The sequence below is a fragment of the Mesorhizobium temperatum genome, assembly GCF_002284575.1.
Lineage (GTDB): Bacteria > Pseudomonadota > Alphaproteobacteria > Rhizobiales > Rhizobiaceae > Mesorhizobium > Mesorhizobium temperatum.
Window position 1 is genome coordinate 1 of the sequence record NZ_NPKJ01000030.1, and the last position, 25,654, is coordinate 25,654.

At 62.7% G+C, this 25,654-nt stretch carries 19 protein-coding genes and 2 pseudogenes; 15 read left to right on the forward strand and 6 right to left on the reverse strand.

From position 1 onward, the window contains the following. From CIT26_RS08730 to CIT26_RS08750, 5 genes are all read left to right on the forward strand, one after another. Positions 1-2,965, forward strand: a 2,965-nt coding sequence (locus tag CIT26_RS08730; RefSeq protein ID WP_206072740.1) for a translocation/assembly module TamB domain-containing protein, incomplete at its 5' end; no start/stop codon positions are given. 400 nt (positions 2,966-3,365) lie between these two features. Then, the gene (locus tag CIT26_RS08735) at positions 3,366-5,018 is read left to right on the forward strand and encodes an ABC transporter substrate-binding protein (protein ID WP_095492210.1); all 1,653 of its coding nucleotides are present in this window, start codon (positions 3,366-3,368) and stop codon (positions 5,016-5,018) included. A gap of 165 nt (positions 5,019-5,183) precedes the next feature. Beyond that, complete coding sequence (locus CIT26_RS08740; protein ID WP_029351580.1) at positions 5,184-6,218, forward strand: ABC transporter permease; 1,035 nt, start codon at positions 5,184-5,186, stop codon at positions 6,216-6,218. Between the two features lie 12 nt (positions 6,219-6,230). Beyond that, complete coding sequence (locus CIT26_RS08745; RefSeq protein ID WP_095492211.1) at positions 6,231-7,388, forward strand: ABC transporter permease; 1,158 nt, start codon at positions 6,231-6,233, stop codon at positions 7,386-7,388. Positions 7,389-7,439: 51 nt separating this feature from the next. Next, complete coding sequence (locus CIT26_RS08750; protein WP_095492212.1) at positions 7,440-9,656, forward strand: dipeptide ABC transporter ATP-binding protein; 2,217 nt, start codon at positions 7,440-7,442, stop codon at positions 9,654-9,656. A 13-nt stretch (positions 9,657-9,669) separates the two neighbouring features. Here the strand turns inward: CIT26_RS08750 and CIT26_RS08755 are convergent, their stop codons facing one another. Beyond that, entirely contained in the window at positions 9,670-10,260 is a 591-nt protein-coding gene (locus tag CIT26_RS08755) for a transglycosylase SLT domain-containing protein (RefSeq protein WP_095492213.1), read from the reverse strand. Between the two features lie 218 nt (positions 10,261-10,478). Here CIT26_RS08755 and CIT26_RS08760 point away from each other — a divergent pair, with 218 nt between their 5' ends. Both CIT26_RS08760 and CIT26_RS08765 read left to right on the forward strand, forming a co-directional pair. After that, the gene (locus CIT26_RS08760; protein WP_167391329.1) at positions 10,479-12,017 is read left to right on the forward strand and encodes a trimethylamine methyltransferase family protein; all 1,539 of its coding nucleotides are present in this window, start codon (positions 10,479-10,481) and stop codon (positions 12,015-12,017) included. Positions 12,018-12,244: 227 nt separating this feature from the next. Then, on the forward strand, positions 12,245-14,686 hold the full coding sequence (locus CIT26_RS08765) for a GcvT family protein (RefSeq protein ID WP_095492215.1): 2,442 nt from the start codon (positions 12,245-12,247) through the stop codon (positions 14,684-14,686). A gap of 19 nt (positions 14,687-14,705) precedes the next feature. Here CIT26_RS08765 and CIT26_RS08770 read toward each other — a convergent pair whose 3' ends face one another. Further along, positions 14,706-15,068: a DoxX family protein gene (locus tag CIT26_RS08770; protein ID WP_095492216.1), complete on the reverse strand. Its 363-nt coding sequence runs from the start codon at positions 15,066-15,068 to the stop codon at positions 14,706-14,708. Positions 15,069-15,257: 189 nt separating this feature from the next. Between CIT26_RS08770 and CIT26_RS08775 the strand changes: the two genes are divergently transcribed. Then, positions 15,258-15,746 (forward strand): hypothetical protein, encoded by a 489-nt coding sequence (locus CIT26_RS08775; protein WP_095492217.1) that lies wholly within the window; start codon positions 15,258-15,260, stop codon positions 15,744-15,746. Positions 15,747-16,097: 351 nt separating this feature from the next. Here the strand turns inward: CIT26_RS08775 and CIT26_RS08780 are convergent, their stop codons facing one another. After that, positions 16,098-16,874 carry a VOC family protein gene (locus tag CIT26_RS08780; protein ID WP_095492218.1) on the reverse strand — a complete coding sequence of 259 codons (777 nt, stop codon included), beginning with the start codon at positions 16,872-16,874 and terminating at the stop codon, positions 16,098-16,100. Positions 16,875-17,051: 177 nt separating this feature from the next. Here CIT26_RS08780 and CIT26_RS08785 point away from each other — a divergent pair, with 177 nt between their 5' ends. The 3 genes from CIT26_RS08785 to preA all read left to right on the forward strand — a co-directional run bounded on the left by CIT26_RS08785 (position 17,052) and on the right by preA (position 20,590). After that, positions 17,052-17,768: a gamma-glutamylcyclotransferase gene (locus tag CIT26_RS08785; protein ID WP_095492219.1), complete on the forward strand. Its 717-nt coding sequence runs from the start codon at positions 17,052-17,054 to the stop codon at positions 17,766-17,768. A gap of 141 nt (positions 17,769-17,909) precedes the next feature. Next, a complete protein-coding gene (locus CIT26_RS08790) occupies positions 17,910-19,274 on the forward strand; it encodes an NAD(P)-dependent oxidoreductase (RefSeq protein ID WP_095492220.1) in 1,365 nt (454 codons plus the stop codon). Positions 19,275-19,276: 2 nt separating this feature from the next. Next, positions 19,277-20,590, forward strand: a complete 1,314-nt coding sequence (preA, locus tag CIT26_RS08795) for an NAD-dependent dihydropyrimidine dehydrogenase subunit PreA (protein ID WP_095492221.1) — start codon at positions 19,277-19,279, stop codon at positions 20,588-20,590. Positions 20,591-20,957: 367 nt separating this feature from the next. On the opposite strand, the pseudogene CIT26_RS08800 reads toward preA, so the two are convergent. Next, a pseudogene (locus CIT26_RS08800) lies at positions 20,958-22,122 on the reverse strand (IS4 family transposase). A gap of 323 nt (positions 22,123-22,445) precedes the next feature. Between CIT26_RS08800 and CIT26_RS08805 the strand changes: the two are divergent. The 4 genes from CIT26_RS08805 to CIT26_RS08820 all read left to right on the forward strand — a co-directional run bounded on the left by CIT26_RS08805 (position 22,446) and on the right by CIT26_RS08820 (position 24,458). Continuing rightward, positions 22,446-22,964, forward strand: a complete 519-nt coding sequence (locus CIT26_RS08805; protein ID WP_095492222.1) for an RrF2 family transcriptional regulator — start codon at positions 22,446-22,448, stop codon at positions 22,962-22,964. Positions 22,965-22,976: 12 nt separating this feature from the next. After that, positions 22,977-23,435 (forward strand): carboxymuconolactone decarboxylase family protein, encoded by a 459-nt coding sequence (locus tag CIT26_RS08810; RefSeq protein WP_095492252.1) that lies wholly within the window; start codon positions 22,977-22,979, stop codon positions 23,433-23,435. A gap of 59 nt (positions 23,436-23,494) precedes the next feature. Beyond that, positions 23,495-23,872, forward strand: a complete 378-nt coding sequence (locus CIT26_RS08815) for a DoxX family protein (protein WP_095492223.1) — start codon at positions 23,495-23,497, stop codon at positions 23,870-23,872. Positions 23,873-23,963: 91 nt separating this feature from the next. After that, a complete protein-coding gene (locus CIT26_RS08820) occupies positions 23,964-24,458 on the forward strand; it encodes a DUF3592 domain-containing protein (protein ID WP_095492224.1) in 495 nt (164 codons plus the stop codon). A 102-nt stretch (positions 24,459-24,560) separates the two neighbouring features. Here the strand turns inward: CIT26_RS08820 and CIT26_RS37415 are convergent. Together CIT26_RS37415 and CIT26_RS08830 are read right to left on the reverse strand one after the other, a co-directional pair. After that, positions 24,561-24,712, reverse strand: a pseudogene (locus tag CIT26_RS37415) (SDR family NAD(P)-dependent oxidoreductase); the annotation flags it as partial. Beyond that, entirely contained in the window at positions 24,709-25,548 is an 840-nt protein-coding gene (locus CIT26_RS08830; RefSeq protein WP_095492226.1) for an SDR family NAD(P)-dependent oxidoreductase, read from the reverse strand. The gene CIT26_RS08830 and the pseudogene CIT26_RS37415, both read right to left, overlap by 4 nt. Positions 25,549-25,654: the final 106 nt, after the last annotated feature.

Consider the following 25,654-nt stretch of genomic DNA (forward strand, 5'->3'; position numbering starts at 1 on the left):
TTCCGACGCCTTCGATCTGAAGGGCCGGACAGGGCCGATCTCCGGCACGGTGACGGCGGACAAGATCGGCCTGGACAATCCAACCATCGCGCCGCTGATCGCCGGCAGGATCACCGCCAAGGTCGCCGGCAGCCTCGCGACTGACACCATCGTCATCGACAGCGGCTCGGTGACGAGCGACGCGCTGAACACCGGCTTCAACGGAAGGGTCTCGCTGGCCGGCGGCGCCATCGATCTCAACCTCAGGGCGGATGCGGCTTCCGCAGCGCTGCCGGCGGCAGCGCGCGGTGTGCTCGCTGAGCGGACAGAACTCAGTGCCGCGTTGAAGCGTGACGCCAATGGCAATGTCACCGCCAGCGCCATCAGGCTGATATCCGGCGCGCTGACCGCCGACGGGCAGGCCAGCCTTGCCGACAACCAACTCGCCGTCGACATCAAGGGCGCGCTGACCGACATCTCGCTTCTGTCCGGGGATGCCAAGGGCGCCATCGCTTTCGCGCTGAACGCGCAAGGCGCCGGCACCGCGCCCGACCTGTCGCTGACGGTCAACAGCGACCGGCTCTCGGTGGCCGAACGCGAGATCACCGGGTTGAGGCTCACCGCCACCGGCAAGGCCGATGCCGCCAACCCGGCGGCCAATGTCCAACTGACCGGAAATGTCGCGGGCCAGCCCCTGCAAGGCCGTGCCGTGCTGGCGACGTCCGACGGCAAGCGCGCCATCAACGGGCTTTTGCTGTCGCTCGGCAAGAACCGGGTATCAGGCGACCTGGCGCTTGACGAGGCGTTCGTGCCTGATGGCACCGTGGCGCTCGACCTGCCTGATATCGGACCGCTCGCAGCCCTTGCGCTGGAAAAGGCGGAAGGCGACGTGCGTGGCACGATCGTCTTCTCGAAGACCGGCAATGCGCCTGAGGTCACCATCAAGGCTTCGACGGCTTCGATTTCACGCGGCGATGTTTCGGCAAAGACGGTCACCATCGATGCATCGATCGCCAACTATCTCGCGGCACCGGTGATCTCCGGAAAGATCCGTGCCGACAGCGTCACCTCCGGCGGCACCGTCATTCGCGGCATCGATGTCGATCTCAAGCGTGACGGCGACTGGACCGGCTTTTCCGGCGGCGCCAACGTCAAGGACATTCCCGCCAGGGCCGCCGGCCGCGTCAGGATCGCCAACGGCACGACGACGGTCGAGCTCACCTCCGGCCAGGCGACCATGCGCGGCATCAAAGCCGCAATCGCGCAGGCCTCGACCATCACCATCGCCAACGGCACCACCAGCCTGGATCGGCTCGCGCTCAACCTCGGCGGCGGCACGGCGACGGTTTCGGGCAAGGTCGGGGAGGCGCTCAATCTCAACGCGACGCTGGCGCGGGTGCCGATGTCGCTCGCCAATAGTTTCTCGCCGGGCCTCGATGCCGCCGGCTCGATCTCGGGCACGGTGAAGGTGACGGGCGCGCCGGCCAATCCGGCCGTCGCCTTCAAGATCGACGCCGCAGGCGTCCAGACGTCGCAGACCCGCGGCGCCGGTTTCGGCGGCATGAGTGTTTCGTCCTCCGGTACGTATTCAGGCAACAGACTGGCCTTCGACGCCAATATGAGCGACGCCGCCGGTCTCGGCCTCAAGGGCGGCGGCACGGTGGCGACATCAGGCACGCCCACCCTTGATCTCGACTTTTCCGGCAAGGTGCCGTTCGCCTTCCTCACCCGGACACTTGCCGCGCAAGGCCTGTCGTTGAGCGGCACGGCCGACGTCGATTTGAAGGTGCGCGGCCCGGCGACGTCGCCGGTGATCACAGGCACGGTCCGCACGTCGGGTGCCCGCCTGATCGATGCACGCTCGGGACTTGCGATCAACGATATCACCGCCGATGTGGCGATCGGCGGCGGCGTCGCCAGGATCAACCGCCTGACCGGCAATTTGTCGACGCGCGGCAGCCTGTCGGCCAGCGGCACGGTCGGCATCAATCCGGCGCAAGGTTTTCCGGCCGACCTGTCGGTCAAGCTCGTCGACGGCCGCTATACCGACGGCAGGGTGGTCACCGCCAATCTCGGCGGCGACCTCACCATCAAGGGACCGCTCGCGTCGGCGCCGGTGATTTCGGGCACGATCAACCTGGCCAAGACCGTGATCACCGTTCCCGAAAAGCTGCCGGGTTCGCTGGCGGCGCTCGACGTCAAGCATAGGAACGCACCGGCCGCCGTGCGCGCGCAGGACAAGGCGTTGCGCCCGGCGACTGCGAGCGGCAGCGGCGGTGGCGGCGGCCTCAACCTCGATGTCACGGTCAACGCGCCGAGCCAGATTTTCATCCAGGGCAGGGGTGTCGATGCCGAGCTTGGCGGTTCGCTGCGGCTGACCGGCCCGGCATCGTCGCCGCAAGCGGTCGGCACCTTTGACTTGCAGCGCGGGCGGCTGACGATCCTCGCCAAGCGGCTGACCTTCACCGAAGGCACGGTCGGCTTTTCAGGCTCGCTGGTGCCTTATCTCAACCTCACGGCGACATCGACGACGAGCAGCGCCACCGTCACCATCGTGGTATCGGGCGAGGCGACCAATCCGAAATTCAACTTCTCGTCGGTGCCGGCGCTGCCGGAAGACGAGGTCCTGGCGCAACTGATTTTCGGCCGCTCGATGTCGAACCTGTCGCCGCTGCAGATCGCCCAGCTTGCCGAAGCCGCCGCGCAACTGGCCGGTGTCGGCGGCTCGACCTCGCTGCTCCAGAACTTGCGCAGCGCGATCGGCGTCGACGATCTCGACGTCATCACCGACGAAGAGGGCGGCACCGCGGTCTCGGCGGGCAAATACCTCAACGACCGCACCTATGTGACGATCCAGAAGGGCGACAAGCCGGGTTCGGGCAAGGCGGCGATCGATCTCGACGTCGGGCGCGGCGTCAAATTGCGCGGCGAGGCCACCGACGCCGGCGAAGCCAAGGGCGGCGTTTTCTACGAGCGCGAGTACTGAAGCCGGCCGACGCGAAAGGGTCTGGCAATCCGACAGTCGTCGCCGTTCTGGCACCCTGTCCGGGATCGGCTGGCGCTGTGCAAAGTTTCGCGCATGACGCCGAAAATCGGAACCGATTTTCAGTTAGGGATCATGCGCGAAATCAAAGTGCTACAGCGTCCTTTGCGCGCCTAACGGTACGCGCGGCGCTGTCGTGAATGTCTCAGTTTGATCGATGCCGGAGATTCGAACGGAATCTGCCGGGCAATAGCAATTTTGCGCCACGACTGTCGTTATCACGCGAACTGCTTCCCTTCCAAAGTTGCACATTCCTTGGCATGTTCCCAATCCGTGCCGTTTTTGACATCATGGCCCGGATGCGGAATGGTAAAAGGCAGAAAGCCAACAATGGGAGTTCGTGATGACAATCTACAAGAGTAATGGCGATCGCGTTCCGGATCACATCCATGCAATGGCCGAAGAAGCCAGGGCCGGACGTGTCGATCGCCGCGAGTTTCTCGCTTTGGCCAGCGTCTTCGGCGCGTCCACGGCGATGGCCTATGGTATGCTCGGCCTCGCCGACCCGACGCCGGCGAGAGCGCAGGACGTACAGGGCAAGAAGGGCGGCATACTGAAGGTCGCTATGTGGATCAAGGATGCGAAGGATCCGCGCAAGGCCGACTGGTCGGAAATCGCCAATGCCGAGCGCCAGGCACTCGAGCCGTTGGTCAAGTACACAAACGAATACACGTTCCGCCCCTACCTGCTCGAGAGCTGGGACGTCAACGACGATGCCACCGAGTACACGCTGCATGTGCGCAAGGGCGTCACCTGGAACAACGGCGATCCGTTCACCGCGGACGACGTCATCTTCAACTTCAAGCGTTGGGCCGACAAGAAGGCCGAAGGCAATTCCATGCCCGGTCGTCTCGGCTCGCTGGTCAAGGACGACAAGCTGGATGAGAGCGCAATCACCAAGGTCGACGATTTGACGGTCAAGCTGAAGCTCAGCACGCCGGATATCGCGCTCATACCCAACGTGTGCGACTATCCCGGTCTCGTCGTCCACAAGACTTTCGACGAAAAGGGCGGCGATTTCAAAGCCTGCCCGATCGGCACCGGCCCGTTCGAGCTCGTTTCCTACGACGTCGGCCAGAAAGTCGTCTACAAGCGCCGCGAAGACAACAAGTGGTGGGACGGCGAGGTCTTTCTCGACGGCATCGAGTTCATCGACTACGGCACTGATCCCGCAGCTACGGTCAGCGCCTTCGAATCGGGAGAGGTCCATACCAATTTCGAGACGTCAGCCGATTATGTGTCGATCCTCGACGGTGTCGACCTGGTCAAGTACGAGGTGGTCACCGCAGCGACCATCGTCTGCCGCACCAACGTGGCCAACAAGCCTTACGAGGACCAAAAGGTTCGCAATGCGCTGCAGCTCGCGGTCGACAACGCTGTCGTGCTCCAGCTGGGCGGTGGCAATGCCGGCACTGTCGCCGAAAACCACCATGTCTCCCCGATCCATCCGGAATATTACGAGCTGCCGAAGATTGCCCGCGATCCGGCCAAGGCGAAGGCGCTGATGGAGGAAGCCGGTCAGGCCGATTTCGAGCACGAGCTGATCACGGTCGACGAAGACTGGCACAAGAACACCGGCGATGCGATCGCCGCGCAGATGCGCGACGCCGGCATCAAGGTGAAGCGCACGGTGCTCCCGGGTTCGACGTTCTGGAACGACTGGACGAAGTATCCGCTGTCGATGACCAACTGGAACATGCGGCCGCTCGGCGTCCAGGTTCTGGCGATCGGCTACCGCACCGGAGAAGCCTGGAACGAAACCGCCTGGTCGAATCCCGAATGGGATGCCAAGCTCAACGCCGCGCTTTCGGTCGCCGACGCCGCCAAGCGCAAGGAGATGATGAAGGACATCGAGCAGATCCTGCAGGATTCCGGCATCATCATCCAGCCCTACTGGCGCAAGCTCTACAGTCACTCGGTGGCTGCCGTTAAGAACTACGCCATGCACCCGACCTTCGAGCGCGACTACGGCAAGGTCTGGCTCGACGAGGCTTGATCGATCGAAGCCAACCGGGAGGGAGGGCATTCTTCCCTCCCTCCTGTTCGAACATGATCCGCAAATGTGGGTCAGCGCAAAAGGTGGCTGACATTTCAGGCTGGCTCATGCGACAAATCAAGGGTTGACTGCACCTGACCCCAACCCAATCGGCAGGGGGCCGCCATGCTTTCCTTCATCCTTCGACGCCTCGGCACGATGGCATTGACGATGCTGTGCCTGACGTTGGTCGTCTTCTTCCTGATCAATCTCGACCCCAATCTGAAAAAACTGGCGATCAGCCAGACCGAAATGCACACCTCGGCCGAGCAGCTCGAAAGCTGGCTGGTCAACCATGGCTATCGCCAGAATTTCTTCTCCCGCTATGGCCAATGGCTGGGTATCGTGCCCAAACAGCCGGTCACAGACCCGGCAACGGGCAAACCCGCGCGACGTTTTTCCTTCTGCAACGATCCAGTCGAGCCGACGTTCTCCGGCGTGCTGCAGGGTGACTTCGGCTGCTCGACCAAGTTCAAGACGACGGTCGCGTCGAAGCTTTTCCCGGCGCTCGGCGCCACCGGCATACTGATGTTCTGGGTGCTTGTGGTGATGGTGCCGATCTCGCTTCTGATCGGCATCCTCGCCGGCATGCGCGAGGGCTCGCGAACCGACCGGACGTTGTCCGTCGCCTCGATCGCCTCGACGGCGACGCCCGAATATGTGTCGGGCGTCATTTTCACCGTCATTTTCGCCTCATGGCTCGGTCTGCTGAACGGTTCGGCGGCTTCGGCCAGCCGGGGCATCACCTTCTACAATTTCACGCTGCCTGTCATGACGCTGGCGATCTACGGCATCGGCTATATCGCCCGCATGACCCGCGCCTCGATGGTCGAGGTGATGACGCAGCAATATATCCGCACCGCGCGGTTGAAGGGCCTCTCCTTCGGCAGCGTCGTGGTCAAGCATGCGCTGCGCAACGCGCTGATCGCGCCGTTCACTGTCATCATGCTGCAATTTCCCTGGCTGCTCACCGGCGTCGTCATCGTCGAGGTGATGTTCCGCTACCAGGGGTTTGGCTACACGCTGGTCGAGGCGGCTGGCAACAACGACATCGATCTTTTGCTCGGTTGCTCCCTAGTCTCGGTGTTCATCGTGCTGATCACGCAGCTCATTTCCGATGTCGGCTACGCGTTTCTCAATCCGCGTATCAGAGTTCAATAGGGGATCGGGCGGATGCAGCTTGAATATATCGGCGCCTTCGACGTGGTGCTTGGCGTGCTCGCGCGTTTCTGGCCGGTCTGGATCGCCCTCGTCGTGGTGATGGGCGCGAGCTTCGCCTACAAGAAGAGGCTTGGCCTCTACGGCCAGCTCTTCGACAGCAGCGTCGGCATCGTCGGCGTCGGCATCTGCCTGTTCTGGCTGTTCACGGCGATCTTCGCGTCAACCATCTCGCCCTTCAATCCGCTTGTCCAGATCCCGATCATGAAGGACGCGCTGCCTGGCGCGGTCGAGCCGCAATCGGGACTTGTCTACCTGTTCGGCGGCGACAAGCTTGCCCGCGACGTGTTCAGCCGCATGGTCTATGGCAGCCAGATCGTGCTGATCATCGCGCCGGCGGCGACCGGTTTCGCGCTGATGGTCGGCATCACGCTTGGCCTGCCGGCCGGCTATTATGGTGGCAGGATCGATACGGTTCTGTCCTTCCTCGCCAATCTGGTGCTCGCCTTCCCGGTGATCCTCCTGTTCTACCTCCTGGTGACGCCAGGCATCATGGAGACGCCGATTCCCTATGCGATGGCCGGCCTGTTCTTCCTGTTCCCGATCATCTTCTTCAGCGTGCTGTTCTGGACGCGCTACAAGAAGCGGCCTGACCGACTCTACATCCTCCTGGGACTGACGCTGATCATTGGCGGCTGGGTCTACGCCGGCCTGGTCTTCGACGCCGACCCGTTCAGGATCATCCATATCGATCCCAACCAACTCAACATCTTCGTGGCGGTGGTGTTTGCCTCCAGCCCTGGCGTGTTCCGCATCGTGCGTGGCCTGGTCATGGACATCAAAACGCGCGACTATGTGGCGGCGGCGCAGACGCGCGGTGAATCGCCCTGGTACATCATGCTGTGGGAGATCCTTCCCAATGCACGCGGGCCGCTGATCGTCGATGCCTGCCTGCGTATCGGCTACACCACGATCCTGCTCGGCACGCTCGGCTATTTCGGCCTGGGGCTGGCGCCCGAGAGCCCGGACTGGGGCACCGCGATCAAGGATGCCAGCCGGCTGCTGCGCTCCTTCATCCATCCGGCGCTGCCGCCGACGATCGCGCTGATGTCGTTCGTGCTGGGCCTTAATCTGCTGGCCGACTCGCTGCGTGAACAATCGATGAAAGATTGATGGAGGGTTCTCGACCCGATATGCTTGAAAGAACAAGGATTGGAGCGACCCATGAATGAGGCAGTTCGAAATCCCGCCAAGCCGACCAATGGGCCGATCATCGAGATCGAGAACCTGTCGATCTCCTTCTTCACCCGCAAGGGTGAGATACCGGCAGTCATGGACTTCTCCTGCACGGTCATGCCTGGCGAAGCGATGGGCATCGTCGGCGAATCCGGCTGCGGCAAGTCGACCGTGTCGCTTGGCATCATGCGCGACCTCTCCAACATCGGAAAGATCGTCGGCGGCCGGATAAAGTTCCAGGGCAAGGACATGGGCGAGCTGTCCGACGAGGAACTGCGCGCCATCCGCGGCAACAAGATCGCGATGATCTACCAGGAGCCGATGGCCAGCCTGAATCCGGCGATGAAGGTCGGCCAGCAACTGATGGAAGTGCCGCTGATCCACGACAAAGTGTCTAAGGAAGAGGCTTATCGACGCGCGCTGGAAATGGTTCGCTCGGTCAGGCTGCCCGATCCCGAGCGCATGATGCGCTCCTTTCCGCACCAGCTTTCCGGTGGCCAGCAACAGCGTATCGTCATCGCCATGGCGCTGCTGTCGAAGCCGGCACTGCTCCTGCTCGACGAGCCGACGACGGCGCTCGACGTGACGGTGGAAGCCGGCATCGTCGATCTGGTCAAGGGGCTCGGCGAGAAGTTCGGCACCTCGATGATCTTCGTGTCGCACAATCTCGGCCTGATCCTGGAAACCTGCGACCGCATCACGGTGATGTATTCGGGCGAAGCGGTGGAGACCGGCAAGATCAAGGACGTCTTCGACCGGATGCGCCATCCCTACACGCAGGGCCTGTTCCGCTCGATCCCGCTGCCCGGCGCCGACAAGAATTCGCGGCCTCTGATCTCCATCCCGGGGCAATTGCCGCTGCCGCACGAGCGGCCGAAGGGCTGTAATTTCGGCCCCCGCTGCCACCATTTCGTCGAGGGCGTCTGCAACGCCGCCGAAATCCCGATGATCGCGGTCGAAGGCCATGAAGGCCATTTTTCGCGCTGCGTGCGCTTCAACGAGATCGACTGGGAAGCGCTGCCGCCCGGCGCCAAGAAGGTCAACGAGCGCGTCGAGCCCGGCGCGCCGGTGCTCAAGATCGAGGATCTCAAAAAGTACTACAAGGTCGGCGGCAGCGAGGTGTTCGGCTCGAGCGAGGGCCGCGTCGTCAAGGCCAACGAGACGATCTCGTTCATGGCACGCGAATCCGAGACCGTCGCCATCGTCGGCGAGTCCGGCTGCGGGAAGTCGACGCTGGCCAAGGTGCTGCTCGGGTTGGAGACGGCAAGCTCCGGCAGCGTGACACTCGGCAACCAGCGGATCGAGTCGACCGGCGTCGAGAAGCGCAGCGTCGAGACGGTGTCGTCGATCCAGATGGTGTTCCAGAATCCGTTCGACACGCTCAATCCCAGCCACTCGGTTGGCTCGCAGATCATCCGCACGCTGGAAAAGTTCAACGTCGGCAATACCGTCGCCGACCGCCGCCAGCGCATGCTGGAGCTTCTCGACCTGGTGAAGCTGCCGCGGGCGTTCGAGACCCGCAAACCGCGCCAGCTTTCCGGCGGCCAGAAGCAGCGCATCGGCGTGGCGCGGGCCTTTGCCGGCGACGCCAAGGTGGTGGTGGCCGACGAGCCAGTCTCAGCGCTCGACGTGTCGGTGCAGGCGGCGGTGACTGAGCTCCTGATGGACATCCAGCGCAAGAACAAGACGACGATGCTGTTCATCAGCCACGACCTGTCGGTGGTGCGCTACATCGCCGACCGCGTCGTCGTCATGTATCTCGGCTATATCGTCGAGCAGGGCACGACCGACCAGATCTTTTCGCCGCCCTATCATCCCTATACCGAGGCCCTGCTGTCGGCGATCCCGATCGCCGACACCAGCGTGATCAAGAAGCACATCGTGCTGGAGGGCGACATTCCGTCGGCGATGAACCCGCCAACCGGCTGTCCGTTCCAGACGCGCTGCGGCTACAAGAAGCTGGTGCCGGACAATCTTTGCGAGACGCAGGTGCCGCCGGTCAAGCATCTCGGCGATGGCCATATGAGCCTGTGCTGGCTTGCCGACGACGTGCTGGCGAAAATGGAGCCGGTGATCAAGTTCGACAAGGAGCATGCCGCCAATGAAGGCGTGCCGGAAGACGCGCCGCAGGGCATCGGTCCGGGCTTTGCCGGCGCTCCGCCCAAGCGTCCACGCGGCAAGAGGCCGAAGCTGACGGATGGCTAGATCCGTGGCGCCATCAAGGCGCGCATTGGCGTAGCTGCGCGGCGTAGTCCCGAGCCATCTGCTCGGTGGCCCGCGCATAGCGCTGCACGCCGGCATCGCCGCGGTTCCCGCGGCCATAGGCCGTCCAGCCGAGATAATAAGCCAGATAGAGGTTGTAGGTGTCGTTGCGGGCGACGCCGAGCGTGTCTGATGTCTTGGAATGATACCAGCCGACGAAATCGACGGCATCGGCAAACCTGGTGCGGCGCGCCGCCCAGCTGCCGGTCTCGCTTTGATATTGCGCCCAGGTGCCGTCGAGCGCCTGCGAGAAGCCGGTGGCGCTGGAAACACGTTTCCAGGGAATGAAGCCGAGAAGCTTGGTGCGCGGCGGCTTGGCGTTGCTCTTGAAGCCGGATTCCTTGCGCACCGTCGCCATCAGCACGGGAACCGGCACGCCGTGCTTCTGTTCGGCGCGTTCGGCCGCCGCCTGCCAGTTGTCGAACCAACCGTCATTCTGGTCGAACACGGCACAGACATCGTTGATATGGCTTGGCGGCGTCGCGCAGGCCGACAGCGCCAGCAGCACGGTAACAGCTACAATTTTACTAAAACTCGACCTACCCATTGGAAGAGGATTAGGCCGAAAACATAAAAGGAATCTTGCTGCGTTCCTTAACGGCTCGTCGGCCGATTTGGCTGGGGCCGAGCAATGATAGATATTCCGACGTTTTCCGTCGCTTTTGTCGGCATGAAATCTCCAAAATGCCGCCTTGGCTAAAATCACGCCCGCAGGTGGCGGATTTCTGACAGCCCGATCGTCGTGCCAGCGCTTTGATGCGCCGCATGACCGAACCGAGACGCAAGCGCGGCGCTGAGCGAACCAGCAACAGGGGGCCGGCCGCCATCCCGCAACTGCCGCTGCGGCGCGTGACAAATCCCTATCCGCCAATGGCGATGCTCTCGGCCGACCAGATCGAGGCGATCCATCAGGCGTCGATGCACATTCTGGAGAATTTCGGCATCGAGGTGATGAGCTCGCGGGCGCTTTCGCTGTTCGAAAAGGCCGGGGCCAAGGTCGATCATGCGTCGATGACTGTCCGCATCGACCGCGGCATGGTCGACCAGGCACTGGGGACGACGCGGTCGAGCTACACGCTGACGCCGCGCAACCCGGTCCGTGCCGTTCATCTCGGCGGCAACACCATCAATTTTACGCTCGTCGCCGGACCTCCCAATGTGCACGACATGGAACGCGGCCGCCGCGCCGGAAACCTGCGCGACTATTGTGATCTCACCCGGCTGGCGCAGCATTTCAACTGCGTACACATGCTCGGCAACCAGGTCTGCGCGCCGGTCGAACTGCCGGCCAATTCACGCCACCTCGACACGTATTTCGCCAATCTGACGCTGACCGATAAAAGTTTTCACGTTTCGGCGATCGGCCGCGGCAGGGCGCTGGACGGCATCGAAATGATGGCGATTTCGCGAGGGTTGACGCTTGACCAGATGCGCGACGATCCCGGCGTCACCACCATCATCTCGGTCAACTCGCCGCGCCGCTTCGACGAGATGATGGCCGAAGGGCTGATGACCATGGCCGAGTTCGGCCAGTCGGTCGCGGTGACGCCGTTCACGCTGATGGGGGCGATGAGCCCGGTGACGCTTGCTGGCGCGCTGGCGCAACAGAACGCCGAGGCGCTGTTCGGCGTGGTTTTGACGCAGCTTGTCCGCCCTGGCGCTCCGGTCATGTATGGCGCCTTCACCTCCAACGTCGACATGAAGTCCGGTGCACCGGCCTTCGGCACGCCGGAGAACACCAAGGCCAACATCGCCTCCGGGCAGCTGGCACGGCGCTATGGACTGCCCTACCGGACGACGCCGGGCTCGGCCTCCAACGCCGCTGACGCGCAAGGCGCCTATGAGACGCTGATGGCGCTGTGGGGCGCGGTGCTCGGTCACGGCAATCTCGTCTACCACGCAGCCGGCTGGCAGGAGGGCGGGCTGACCGCCTCGTTCGAAAAGTTCATCATCGACGTCGAGATGATCCAGCACATGATGGAGTTTTTGCGCCCGATCGAAGTCAACGAGGCGGAACTCGCCGTCGAGGCGCTGGGTGCGGTGCCGACCGGCGGCCATTTCTTCGGCGAGCCGCACACGCTGGAGCGCTATGCCACCGCCTTCTACCAGCCGATGCTTTCCAACTGGCAGAACTACGAGGCGTGGCAGGAGGCCGGCGGGCTCGACGCCACGGCGCGGGCGACGCGGCTGTGGAAGAAAGCGCTGGAAGATCATGTCGAGCCGGCGATGGATATTTCCGTGCGCGAGGCGCTGGAGGCGTATGTGGCTAGGCGCAAGGAAGCGATCGGGCAGGGCGAGCCGTGATGGTCAGCGATCCGTCCAACACCCTCATCCGACCGAGCTTCGCTCGGCCACTTTCTCCACAAGTGGAGAAGGAAAAGCGCCCGACCTTCTCCCCTTGTGGGAGAAGGTGGATTGGCGCGAAGCGCCAAGACGGATGAGGGGTGTTGGAAGGATCGCAACGTCAATCCGTTTTCCTCCCGCCCCGATTCACGTCACCCCTCCAACTCACTGAAATAACGAGAAAATCCATGAAATCGCATGCAAAGGTCGTGGTCATTGGCGGGGGCGTCGTCGGCTGTTCGGTGCTGTTCCATCTGGCCCGTCACGGCTGGACCGACATCGTGCTTCTGGAGCGTGACGAGCTGACCTCCGGTTCGACCTGGCATGCGGCCGGCGGCATGCACACGATCAATGGCGACCCCAACGTCGCCAAGCTGCAGAAGTACACGATCTCGCTGTACAAGGAGATCGAGGAGCTGTCGGGCCAGGCGACCGGCGTGCACCTGACCGGCGGCGTGCTTTTGGCGGCGACCGAGGCGCGGCTCGACTGGCTGCGCGGCGTCGTCGCCAAGGGCCGCTATCTCGGCATCGACCTCGAGGAGATTTCGCCTGATGAGGCGGCCGAGCTGATGCCGCTGCTCGACCCGAAGCAGTTCGTCGGCGCCGTGCGCAACAAGGAGGACGGCCATCTCGATCCATCGGGGGTCACCCACGCCTATGCCAAGGCGGCGAGGAAGCTCGGCGCCGAGGTTGAACGCTTCACCAAGGTCGAGGACATCGTGCGCCGCGTCGACGGACTGTGGCGCGTCATCACCAACAAGGGCGAGGTGGTGGCCGAGCATGTCGTCAACGCCGGCGGCCTGTGGGCGCGCGAGGTCGGCCGCATGGTCGGGCTGGAACTGCCGGTGCTGGCCATGGAGCACATGTACCTGATCACCGAGGACATGCCGGAGGTTGCCGCCTGGAACCAGAAGACCGGCACGGAGATCATCCACGCGGTCGATTTCGACGGCGAACTTTATCTGCGCCAGGAGCGCGGCGGCATGCTGATGGGTACCTATGAGAAGGCCAACAAGCCATGGTCCGAATTTTCCACGCCCTGGAATTTCGGCCACGAACTGCTGGAGCCTGACATCGACCGCATCGCGCCATCGCTGGAAGTCGGCTTCCGCCATTTTCCGGCCTTCCAGAACACCGGCATCAAGCAGATCATCAACGGCCCCTTCACATTCGCGCCCGACGGCAACCCGCTGGTCGGGCCGGTGCGCGGCCTGCCTGGCTTCTGGGTCGCCTGCGGCGTCATGGCCGGCTTTTCGCAGGGCGGCGGCGTCGGCCTGGCGCTGTCGAACTGGATGATCGAGGGCGATCCCGGCGCCGACATCTGGGCGATGGATGTCTCGCGCTACGGCGACTGGGCGACGATGGCCTATACCAACGCCAAGGTGCGCGAGAATTATTCGCGGCGTTTTTCCATCCGCTTCCCCAATGAGGAGCTGCCTGCCGGGCGGCCGCTCAAGACCACGCCGGTTTACGACCTTTTGTCGGCCAAGGGCGCGCAATGGGGCGTGGCCTTTGGGCTGGAAGTGCCGCTGTGGTATGCGCCCGAGGGCGTCAGGGACGAGTTCTCGTGGCGGCGCTCAAGCGATTTCGAGCATGTCGCAAAAGAGGTGAGGACAGTGCGGACAAGTGTCGGCCTGTCGGAAATCTCGTCCTTCGCCAAATACAGGGTGACAGGCGAGGGCGCGGCGGCCTGGCTCGACCGGCTGCTTGCCTGCAAGCTGCCAAAGCCCGGCCGCATGACGCTGGCGCCGATGCTGAAAGAAGACGGCAGGCTGATCGGCGATTTCTCGCTGGCCAATCTCGGCAGCCCCAATTCCAACGGGGAGGGCTGGTTCCTCGCCGGTTCCGGCATTGCCGAGGAGTATCACATGCGCTGGTTCGAGGCGCATCTGCCGCAAGATGGCTCGGTCCATATCGAGGCGCTGGGGGCGAGACTGACGGGCCTGTCGATTGCCGGTCCGAGGGCGCGGGACGTGCTGGCAAAAGTCACGCGGGCGGATGTGTCGAATGCGGCGTTTCCGTTCATGGCCATCCGCAAGGTGGATATCGGCATGGCGCCGTGCCTGGTCGGCCGAGTCAGCTACACCGGCGATCTCGGCTACGAGATCTGGGTGGCGCCGGAATATCAGCGTGCCGCGTACCAGACCCTGCTGGCGGCTGGCGAAGAATTCGGCGTCGGTCTGTTCGGCTCGCGCGCGCTCAATGCGCTTCGACTGGAGAAGAACTACGGCTCGTGGGCGCGCGAATACCGGCCGATCTATGGTCCGCTGGAGGCCGGGCTCGATCGCTTCGTCGCCTACGGGAAACAAACCGATTTCATCGGCAAGCAGGCGGCACTCGCCGAGCGCCAGCAAGGCGGCAAGCTACGGCTGCGCGCCTTTGTCGTCGATGCGGCAGATGCCGACGTCATCGGCGACGAACCGATCTGGTTCGACGGCGCCGTGCGCGGCTGGGTCACGTCAGGCGGCTACGCGCATCATTCGAAGACGTCCGTGGCTATGGGCTACGTGCCGAAGGAAATCGCCGACGAGGCCGACGGTTTCGAGATCGAGCTCTTGGGCAAGCGCTATCCCGCGCGCGTGCAGCCGACGCCGCTGTTCGACGCGAATCTCGAACGGATGCGGGGATGAAGGCGCCGTTTGTGGCGGCTCAAGCGCTGCGGCGGTTGTCCGGCGCCAAGGCGCCGGGACCAGCAAACACCAGATAGAGAAAAATGAAGCAGAACGAGATCGCCGCGTCGCCGCCATTGTTGACCGGGAAGAAATCGCGCGGCATGTGCGCCATGAAATAGGCGATCGGCCCGGTGAAAAGCCCCAATACCAGCAGGATGCCGCCGACGAATTCGAGGAGGCCCGCGGTCAGCGATAGGCCGCTCAGGGGTGCCGGCGTGTTCGCTGACCAGGAATTGAACAATTTCTGGGTGCCGTGCTCGATGAACTGCAACGCGGTCATGATGCGCAGAACCCTCAGCGCCTGCGGCTGATATCTGGCAAGGCCGTCGAAAAGCTTCATCTAAACTCCATTTTACCCCGAACCGGCCATAGATCATCGCCCGGCAAGGGACCATTCACTTCGCATGGCCTGCCATCAACAATCGGTGACTGGAATGTTCCTCGTCCTTTTATTCTCGCTACGGTTGCATTCAGATCGCTATAGTTGTACTGATAGCCAGACACTCAAACCAAGTGGGTTCCGTTTGCCATGAGAAAAGTCCTCGTCAGCCTATTCGCCATCCTTGCAGGCACCAGCGTCGCCATGGCCGACGACGCCGGCTGTGCTGCTTTCAAATGGCCGGTGACGCGCGAGGAGGCCCTGTTTGCGGCAGCGCCCGCCGCGCAGTCCGGGGCTGACCTTTCGGTCGGCGAGGCTGCAGATGTGGCGTTGGCGCCGGTCGAAACGATCAGCTTCACCGTTCCGCCGGAACGCGGGCCGGCAGCCGGCACATTCGGCGCGACGGCAAGCGTGGCCGTGCCCCCTGAGGGAGAGCTCCAGATCAGCCTGTCTGATGAGGCCTGGATCGATGTCGTCCAGGACGGCAAAGCCGTGAAGTTGGCGGCTTTCAGTGGTATGAAGACCTGTCCGGGGATCCGCAAGAGCATGCGCTTCAAGCTGGCCGCCGGCCCGGCGACCATCCAGCTGAGCGGCGCCAAGAAAGAGACCCTTAAGGTTGCGGTGCTGGCGCCGGAATGACTTTGCGCGTTGAGGCAATTCATTTGCTCGCATCGCACCAACGGTGCGGCGCGGCTGTTTCAATTTTGATAGGTATCGGGCCGGTTCAGTGTCCCGGCGCGATCAGCGCGAAATGCGGGCGAACTGCCGCCATGGGCACGATAGATTTCGCCTAAAGAACGTCACCCGGATCGAATGGTACTCCGGCCCCCCGAAGCTCTTTCGCTAACTCGCGCTCCCAATTCTGCCGTCGCCGAACGACACATAGCCGATGCCGCGACCGTCCAACTCAGCGCCGCCAAAAGGCCGGTCTCAAAGTTGCGGTGCTGACGCTGGAATGATCCAGCGGCAGCACTCGGTTGGTCAGGACGCCTACCGCACGGGCGCCGTCAGCGCGAAATGGGCGCCTTGCGGATCCGTGCACTGTACGATCCAGCTGCCGCCGGGAACCTCCATCGGTCCCATCAGGATCTTGCCGCCATTGTCGGTCACGCGCTTGGCCGCCACGTCGATGGCCGGAACATTGAAATAGAACAGCCAGACCGGCACCGGAATCTGCTCGGGCTTGTTCATCATGCCGCCAATAGGTTCGCCGCCGGCGGCAAAGAGCTGGTAAGTGCCCATCGGCCCCATGTCCATGGCGTCGCCCTTAGTCCAGCCGAATTGCCCGGCATAGAAATCGAACGCGGCCCGCCAGTCGGTCGTATAGAGCTCATGCCAGCCGATATTGCCGGGCGTCGCCAATGGCATCGGCGGCTGGTCGGGGCCATCCGGCTGCAGGAAGTTGAAGGCCGCCCCTTGCGGATCGGCGACGACGGCAAAGCGGCCGACGCCCGGAATGTCATCGGGTTCGCGATGAACCGTACCGCCGGCCTCCTTCAAAGATTTTGTCGAGGCATCGACATCCCTAGTGTCGATGTAGCCGACCCAGGCTGGCGGCATGCCCATCTTGCGCACCTCCTCAGGTTGCGCCATCAGCCCGGCGACGCCGCGCTCGCCGACATTCATGACGATATAGCGCGGCATGCCCGCCGCGCCCTCGAAGGGTTGCGCCTTCCAGCCGACCACGTCGGTGTAGAACGCTTCGGCGGCGTCGAGGTCGGTGGTCATCAATTCGTACCAGAAAAAGGACATCGGAGACTTTGGCATTGTCGTACTCCTTGGGTTTCCAGTCATCGATCATGCGTGATCCATTCTAGGATGATCTTCGCGACGGAATTCCGACATCTGGGCCAGAAATCGATGGCGGCAAGGCACCCCTCGTTCGCAATCTTGCGCATGCTGCGGTTTTCGACTTTGCTTATCGTCAACGGAGAGTGTTGATCCATGCGCCAGATGTCGCTCACTTCAGAGCTTGTCGCGCTATGCCATCGGGAGGAGGCCGATCCCGGTCCCGATGGCAGCTGGACGCAACTGGACGATGAGGATTTCCAAACCCTCGCGTCGCGGCTATCTGATGAAGCAGACGCGGGCCCCTTGTGGGTGTTCGCCTATGGCTCGCTGATCTGGAAGCCGGCTTTCGAGTCCGTCGAACAACAACGAGCCACCGCTTTCGGCTGGCATCGGTCCTTTTGCCTCGACATGGTCCGCTGGCGCGGCAGCGCCGAGGAGCCGGGCTTGATGATGGCGCTCGAACGGGGCGGGCGGTGCAACGGGGTGATCTACCGCTTGCCGGAAGGCGAAAAACCGCTCCAGATCGAAAGACTGTTGCGGCGCGAGATCAGCGATCACGAGAGTGTCGGCTCGGTCAGATGGCTTCCGGTGCGTACGGCTCAAGGTTCACTGCGGGCGCTGGGCTTCTGGGTCGGTGTGACCGGCAGGGGGACGTCGCTCAACCAGCCGCTGGAGAGGGTGGCCCAAGTGCTGGCGCGGGCGTGCGGGCATGTCGGGTCGGGCGCCGAATACCTCTATAATACCGTCAGTCACCTGGAAGAATTCGGCATTCGCGACCGCAATCTGTGGCGGCTGCAGGAACTGGTCGCGAACGAGATCAGGTCGATCCATGGTCGTGCCCCCGGAATGGGCCTCCTGTCTGCGTCGTGATCGCTCGCACATCTCGAAAACATGACTACAATTATCATATTTTTATTAAGCGTTTTCAGCAACTTGGCTGAAAATTGACCAATTGATAAAAAAACAAAACGTGTTAGCCTTCCCCAAAACCACAAGAAATGGGGAAGCGGAATGGCGACTGGTCATTTCAAGCAGGGCATTGCCGGCGGCCGGCTTTCGCCTGAACAATATGCGGATAATTTTTCCGACCTGCATCCGCCGCTCGATCATCACGAGGCGCTGGTCGAGTCCGATCGCTGCTATTTCTGTTATGACGCGCCATGCATGAACGCATGCCCGACCTCGATCGACATCCCGCTGTTCATCCGCCAGATCTCGACCGGCAATCCGATCGGCTCGGCCAAGACGATTTTCGACCAGAACATTTTGGGCGGCATGTGCGCCCGCGTCTGCCCGACCGAGACGCTGTGCGAGCAGGTCTGCGTGCGCGAAGTGGCGGAAGGCAAGCCAGTGCAGATCGGCCGCCTGCAGCGCTACGCCACCGATGTCGCCATGGCTGAGAATAAACAGTTTTACCCGCGCGCCGCCCCGACCGGCAAGACGGTCGCCGTCGTCGGCGCCGGACCGGCCGGGCTTGCCGCCGCTCATCGGCTCGCCCGCCACGGTCACGACGTGACCATCCTGGAAGCCCGTCCGAAAGCCGGCGGCCTCAATGAATACGGCATCGCCGCCTACAAGAGCATCGACAATTTCGCCCAGGCCGAGGTCGACTATATCACGTCGATCGGCGGCATCGATATCCAGAACGGCAAGGCGCTCGGCCGCGACTACCAGCTGTCGGACCTGACCAGGAACTACGACGCGGTGTTTCTCGGCATGGGGCTTGGTGGCGTCAATGCGCTGCGCGCCGAGGGCGAGGACGCGCAAGGCGTCACCAATGCGGTGGAGTTCATAGCGGAACTTCGCCAGGCGAGCGATCTTGCCAGCCTGCCGGTCGGCCGGCGCGTCGTCGTCATCGGCGGCGGCATGACGGCGATCGACGCGGCGGTGCAATCGAAACTGCTCGGCGCCGAAGAGGTGACGATCTGCTACCGGCGCGGCCAGGAGCACATGAACGCTTCCGAATTCGAGCAGGATCTGGCCGCCGCCAACGGCGTCACTATCCGTCACTGGCTGCAGCCGAAGCGGGTCATTGCCGAAGGCGGCAAGGTATCGGGCATCGAACTCGAATACACGGCGATGAAGGGCGACAAGCTCGTCGGCACCGGCGAGCGGCTGACGCTCACCGCCGACCAGGTGTTCAAGGCGATTGGCCAGAGCTTTGTCCCGGCTGCGCTCAACGGCAGCGGGGCCTTGCTTGCTTTGGAAGCCGGCCGCATCAAGGTCGATGCCGAAGGCCGCACCTCGCTGGCCAATGTCTGGGCCGGCGGCGACTGTATCTTTGGCGGCGACGACCTCACCGTCTCGGCCGTCGCGCAAGGCCGCGACGCGGCCGAATCGATTCACCGGGCACTGACCTCGAACGGGAGGGCATGAGCATGGCAGACATAAGCAACAACTTCGTCGGCATCAAATCGCCGAATCCGTTCTGGCTGGCTTCGGCGCCGCCGACCGACAAGGCCTACAACGTCATCCGCGCCTTTAGGGCGGGCTGGGGCGGCGTTGTCTGGAAGACGCTCGGCGAAGAGGGCCCGCCGGTGGTCAACGTCAACGGTCCGCGTTACGGCGCGATCTGGGGCGCCGACCGCCGCCTGCTCGGTTTGAACAACATCGAGCTGATCACCGACCGCGACCTGCAGGTCAATCTGCGCGAGATCAAGCAGGTCAAGATGGACTGGCCCGACCGCGCCATCGTCGTCTCGCTGATGGTGCCTTGCGAGGAGCACGCGTGGAAGGCGATCCTGCCGGTGGTCGAGGAGACCGGGGCCGACGGCATCGAGCTCAATTTCGGCTGCCCGCACGGCATGTCGGAACGCGGCATGGGCTCGGCGGTCGGCCAAGTGCCGGAATACATCGAAATGGTGGTGCGCTGGTGCAAGGCCAACACCCGCATGCCTGTGATCACCAAGCTGACGCCCAACATCACCGACATACGCAAGCCGGCGCGGGCCGCCCTTGCCGGCGGCACCGACGCGGTGTCGCTGATCAACACCATCAATTCGATCACCGGCGTCAATCTCGATAGTTTCGCACCGGAGCCGACGATCGACGGCAAGGGTTCGCATGGCGGCTATTGCGGCCCGGCGGTGAAGCCGATCGCCATGAACATGGTGGCCGAAATCGCGCGCGATCCCGAAACGCATGGGCTGCCGATCTCCGGCATCGGCGGCATCACCACATGGCGCGACGCCGCCGAATTCATGGCGCTCGGCGCCGGCAATGTTCAGGTGTGCACGGCGGCGATGACTTATGGCTTCAAGATCGTGCAGGAGATGATCGCCGGCCTGGAAAACTGGATGGACGAGAAAGGCCATGCCTCGCTCGACGACATCGTCGGCCGCGCCACGCCCAACGTCACCGACTGGCAGTATCTCAACCTCAACTACATCGCCAAGGCGCATATCGACCAGGAGGCCTGCATCAAATGCGGCCGCTGCCACATCGCCTGCGAGGACACTGCGCATCAGGCAATCACCGCAATCGTCGACGGCGTCAGGCATTTCGAGGTGATCGAGGCCGAATGCGTCGGCTGCAATCTTTGCGTCAATGTCTGCCCGGTCGAGAACTGCATCACCATGGAACCGCTGGCGGCCGGCGTAATCGACCAGCGCACCGGCAGACCGGTGTCGCCGGTCTACGCCAACTGGACGACGCATCCGAACAACCCCATGGCCAAGGTGGCGGCGGAATAGGGAGCGGACGGGTGAACGGTCTGTCTCGCGCTCGGGCAAGAGGAGATTTGTTCGGCGCGCGAGCGTGCAACGTTGAGGTTGGCGCTGCCCCTCAGAGGAAACGCTAAGCGCCAAGTGCGGCTGCCTCCGCAGAACTTGGGTTCCTCGCCCCACGAAGTGGGTACGAAGTGGGGAGAGGTGGCCCGGCGAAGCCGGGACGGAGAGGGGTCTTGCGGCGGGCGGGAACTGTTCAAGGCTCCTGAAGCACTTCCTATCATGCTCGCGCCCCATCCTTCACCGGTTCTGGCTTCGCGACTGTCGCCCCCCTCTCCGTCCCGGCTTCGCCGGGCCACCTCTCCCCGCTCCGCGCAGGGCTGTCCGGGGAAAGTTATTCATATATGAAGGCCATCTGATTGGAAGAGGCTCGGTCTTTTGGTCGGCTTGGATTGACCGGTGGCGGCTTGTGGATGGTGTGCATTTTCCGCCGCCCGAACAAGTATTGAGCGACCAGTTCTGTGAACCTCAAGATTGGAATAGGGACGCGGCGGGTGCGCGCGACAATGCGCAGCAGCGCATAGGCGATCATTGCGGCAAAGAGTTGCAGGCGGATTGCATTGCCGTTGTTGCCGAGGAACTTGCGGATCTTGAGGTGCTGCTTGATCCATCGGAACAGAAGCTCGATTTGCCAGCGGCCTTTGTAGAGCCGTCCAATCTCGACGGCGGAGCGCTCCAGATCGTTGGTCAAAAGCGTGATGGTGTCGCCCTCTTCGCGCTGAACGCGCAGGCGACGCAGGCGCATCGGCAGCTTGCAAACGCCCTTGCTGACCAGGCTTACCTCACTGTCTTCCACAACCAGGAATCCGTCGCCCTGCGGCTCGGCTATAGGGCGATCGCACACCAGCGCCAGCCCCATGTTGGCCTTGGGCCGCGTCACGAAGATCGATCCGGCTTCGGCGATCGCCGTCCACCAGCCATAATGGCAGTAGCCCTTGTCGAACACGTAGGTGGCTCCAGCTTCGATCGTGATCTGGCGGCCGACCTGGGCGTCGTTGACATTGGCGTCGGTGATGTCGAGGACGCGCGCACAGTCGGCCTTCGGGTCATAGACGACATGCACCTTCATGCCGCGGATGCGCCCGTTCGACTTGGCCCAATCGCACAGTTTGCCGAGCGGGATGGGGGGTCGAGTCGATCAGCCGCAGCATTTCTTCGCCCTCGCGCCGCGTTTGCCTGTCGAGCAGGTTCGCCACCAGACTGAACGCCTCGGCAAAGATGGCGACCGGACGCCGTCTGTTGGCGTCCGACAAGGTCGAACGCATCAAGGGACCGCTGCCCAGGTGATAATGATGCTGGCTGTTGGCGTTCCAGCCGGCTTCCAGGCCACGCAAGCCGCTGCTGCCGCTGAACTGGGCATAGATCAGCGCCACCAGATGATCCCAGCTTCTGAACGATTTGTCGTACGCATCCCCGTCGTGGCGATCCACAATTGCTTGGAATTGACGCCGATCGATGGGTTCAAGAAGCTGACCGAAGATGCTAGGTGCAAAGCGCATGCCCCGTTCCTTTTCTGAGTCTCGACAACCAGAGAGAAGACGGACAAACCCCGTTTTACGGGGCATGCACATGCGGCATTTCGATTCACTCAAAACTTTCCCCGGACAGCCCTGCACAAGTGGGGGCGAGGAACCCAAGTTCCGCAAACTTGTGTCCGCAGGATGAGCGGCAGCGCCACCTTTAAAAAAGAGCGCGCCCAAAGCTCTCCGACTTTCCGCAAACCTCATGCACATCTCATTTTTGAATGGGCGATTTCTCATTTTTCTATTGCGGATAAAATTTATCCACGATAAAACATATCCATGAATTGGAGATCAGCACGATGAAGCTGGGTGAGGGCGTCGAAGCGGCCATCCACTGCGCCGCAATGCTTGCCGGCGTCGAAGGCGCAGCGACGATGCCGGGTGCTGCCTTGGCGGAAGCCTTTGGTTTGTCGCCGAGCTATCTCCTCAAGCATCTCAACGCGCTGACGGCGTCGGGCATCTTGGAATCGGTGCCGGGCCCATCGGGCGGTTACCGGCTGGCGCGGCCGGCCGAGCGCATAACGCTGCTCGACATCGTGCTCACCGTGGAAGGACGCGAGCCGGCCTTCCGTTGCGGCGAAATCCGTCAGCGCGGGCCGGTCAGGCTCGATGCCTCGGTCTATGTCAAACCCTGCGGCATCAGCGTCGCGATGCTGAAGGCTGAGCGCGCCTATCGCGCCGCTCTTGCCGAGGCCCGGCTGTCCGACATCGTGGCGGAATACGTGAGCGATGCCGATCCCCGTTCGGTCGCCGCGAACTGCGCCTTTGTCGAGCGCCATCAGCGACCGCAGAAATCCAGTTCAACCAAGCAAGCGTGAAAGGTAATGACGATGAAGCAGAGGCTGCAATTCTTCGGCGCGGCGCCGAAAATCATGAAAGCGGTGTCGGCGCTCAACAAGGCGGTCGACGAATGCGGGCTCGAGGTGAGCCTGTTGCACCTGATCAAGCTGCGGGCGTCGCAGATCAATGGCTGTTCGTACTGCGTCGAGATGCACAGCCGCGAGGCGCGCCGTGATGGCGAGACCGAGCAGCGGCTCTATCTCGTCTCCGCCTGGAAGGAATCGCCGCTGTTTTCCGAGCGCGAACGCGCTGCCTTCGCCTGGACCGAGGCGGTGACGAAGATCGCGGACAGCGGGGTGCCGGATGATCTCTACGCAAAAACGCTCGAACACTTCTCGGAAGAGGAACTGGTCAAGCTGTCCGTCGCGATCGGCATGATCAACTCCTGGAACCGGCTTTGCATCCCGTTCCAGGCCATTCATCCGATGCCGGCGGCCAAGGCCGCGTGAGTGAACGATCCGGGCACGCGGCCTTGCGCCGCGTGCCATTTTTGTTTGGGGATCAGAACATGTTGTCGAATTTTGAGAATGAGATTGTTCTTGCCGCCCGCCTGCTGCTTGGCGGCGCGTTCGTCTTTGCCGGTCTGCGCAATATCCAGAATGCAGGCTTCCTGACCCAGCTGATGACGACACGCGGCGTGCCGCAGGCGCGGCTGATGCTGTGGCTCGGCATCGTCGTGCAGATCGTCGCCGGAGCGCTGGTGATCGCAGGCATCTGGACCGCTCTTGCAGCGGCATGTCTCATCCTCTTCCTGCTGGTCGCGACACCGATGTTCGACAATTTCTGGGATCACCAGGGTCCGGAGCGCGCCGCCCGCATCAACGGCTTTGTCGCCAATGTCGCGCTGACCGGCGGGTTCCTGGCGCTGATGGGCCAAGCGCTTTAAGGGGAATCGCGCAGCCGATTTGGTACGATTTGTCGTTGCTCCGTTGCGATTGCCTCGTATGATTGGCTCAGTTTCGCTTGTCGGAGCCTTTATGGAGCAAAGCTGGAATAGCTTCTGGGGAAGCGTTTCGCAGGCGTTTCACCTCGCGCTCTCGCCGCTTCTGGCGCTTGCCGAAACATTCGGCTATTTTCCGAGCGATATCCAACTCTGGTGCTTCGTCTGCGGTCTCTTTTTCCTGGTGCTCGTCGTTCCCCACACCTATGGCGATCTCGTGCTTCGGCGCCGTCGCGTCTACGTGACAGGCAAGGTGGTGGAGATAGAGATGTCGGACGACTCGCCCAGGACGCCGATCATCGAATTCGCCGATCGTCTCGGCAAGATCTGGCGCTTTGAATCGCATTTGCCGGTCAACAACATGACCGGTTCGGTCGGAGCGGCGGTAAAGGTCATGTATGATCCCCTGCATCCGAACCGGGCACGGGAAGTGGGGCGGCCGATCATGAAGGCAGCCCACACGGCGATATGGTATGCTATTATCGCCGGGCTAATGGCGCTGGCCTTCTGGCCCGGCCTGACGTCCGATTGAGCCTTTCGAATAGCCGCTGCCATACCGCTTGTTTATGCAGTGTCGTTATCCCAAAACCGCTGCGCACCCTCGGGTCGCGTTGAAAGCAGCGAGTGCGACGTTGCCGGACAGGCTCTGTCGCGCCCGTTCGAGCTTCTCTGGCTGCGGCCGGTGATGGTGACCGTCATGCCCTGGCCAAGCAACTTCTGCGCCGTGGCGAGGCCGATGCCGGACGAGCCGCCGACGATCACGGCATGTTGGGCTTTGTCAGTCATGAATGCCGTTCCTTCGATTTGGGGGAGGGACGCTCGACAAGCTCGAGGCTCAGTGTCCGCAATTGCTGTCTTGCCTTTGCGTCATAGACTTGATGATCGGCGCGGGATTCCCTCTGGCCGTCGAAATAGAGGCCGCTTCGTCCTTCAAGCGCTGGCGACGTCGCTAGATTGAGGATGGCTTCGGCGCCGGTTTCGACCGAGCTCCAGGGCGTGATGCCCGCTTGCCGGACCATGGTGGTGTTCATGTAGCTTGCCGGATGCAGGCTGTTGACGGTCACATTGGTGGCCCTCAGCTCCTGCGCCAGATCGATGGTGAACATGATCTGCGCCAGCTTGCTCTGGCAGTAGGCGCGGACACCGTCGTAGTTGCGGGTCAGCATGACATCGTCGAAATCGATCGGTTGCTGGCCGGCCGAGGCGACATTGACGATGCGCGCCGGCGCGCTCGCCTTGAGCAGCGGCAGAAGCTCCGATGTGAGCAGGAAGCCAGCGAGATAGTTGACGGCAAAGCGCAGTTCGTAGCCGTCCGCGCTGACCTGTCGTTTGGTGCCGGCAGTGCCGATGCCGGCGTTATTGATGAGGATGTCGAGTCGGTCAGTCCTGACGCGTACGGCCTCGGCGAGACGGCGGACTTCGGCCAGGGACGAGAGGTCGGCGACGAGAAGCTCGGCCTTGCCGCCGGCGGCTTCGATCTCGGCGACCGTTGCCTTGCCCCGTGTCGCATCGCGGCCATGCACCAGGACCCGCGCGCCGCCGGCGCCGAGCCTTTGCGCGACCAAACGGCCGACGCCGTCGGTCGATCCGGTGATGAGGACGGTCTTGTCTTTCAGTTCCATGCTCGGAGCCTCCATGTCGTTGCTCTGAAGGGAAGATGGGATGTCAAACACGCTTCAAACAGTTCAAACTTAATCCCGGTATCAATACTGCTATAATGACGCCAAT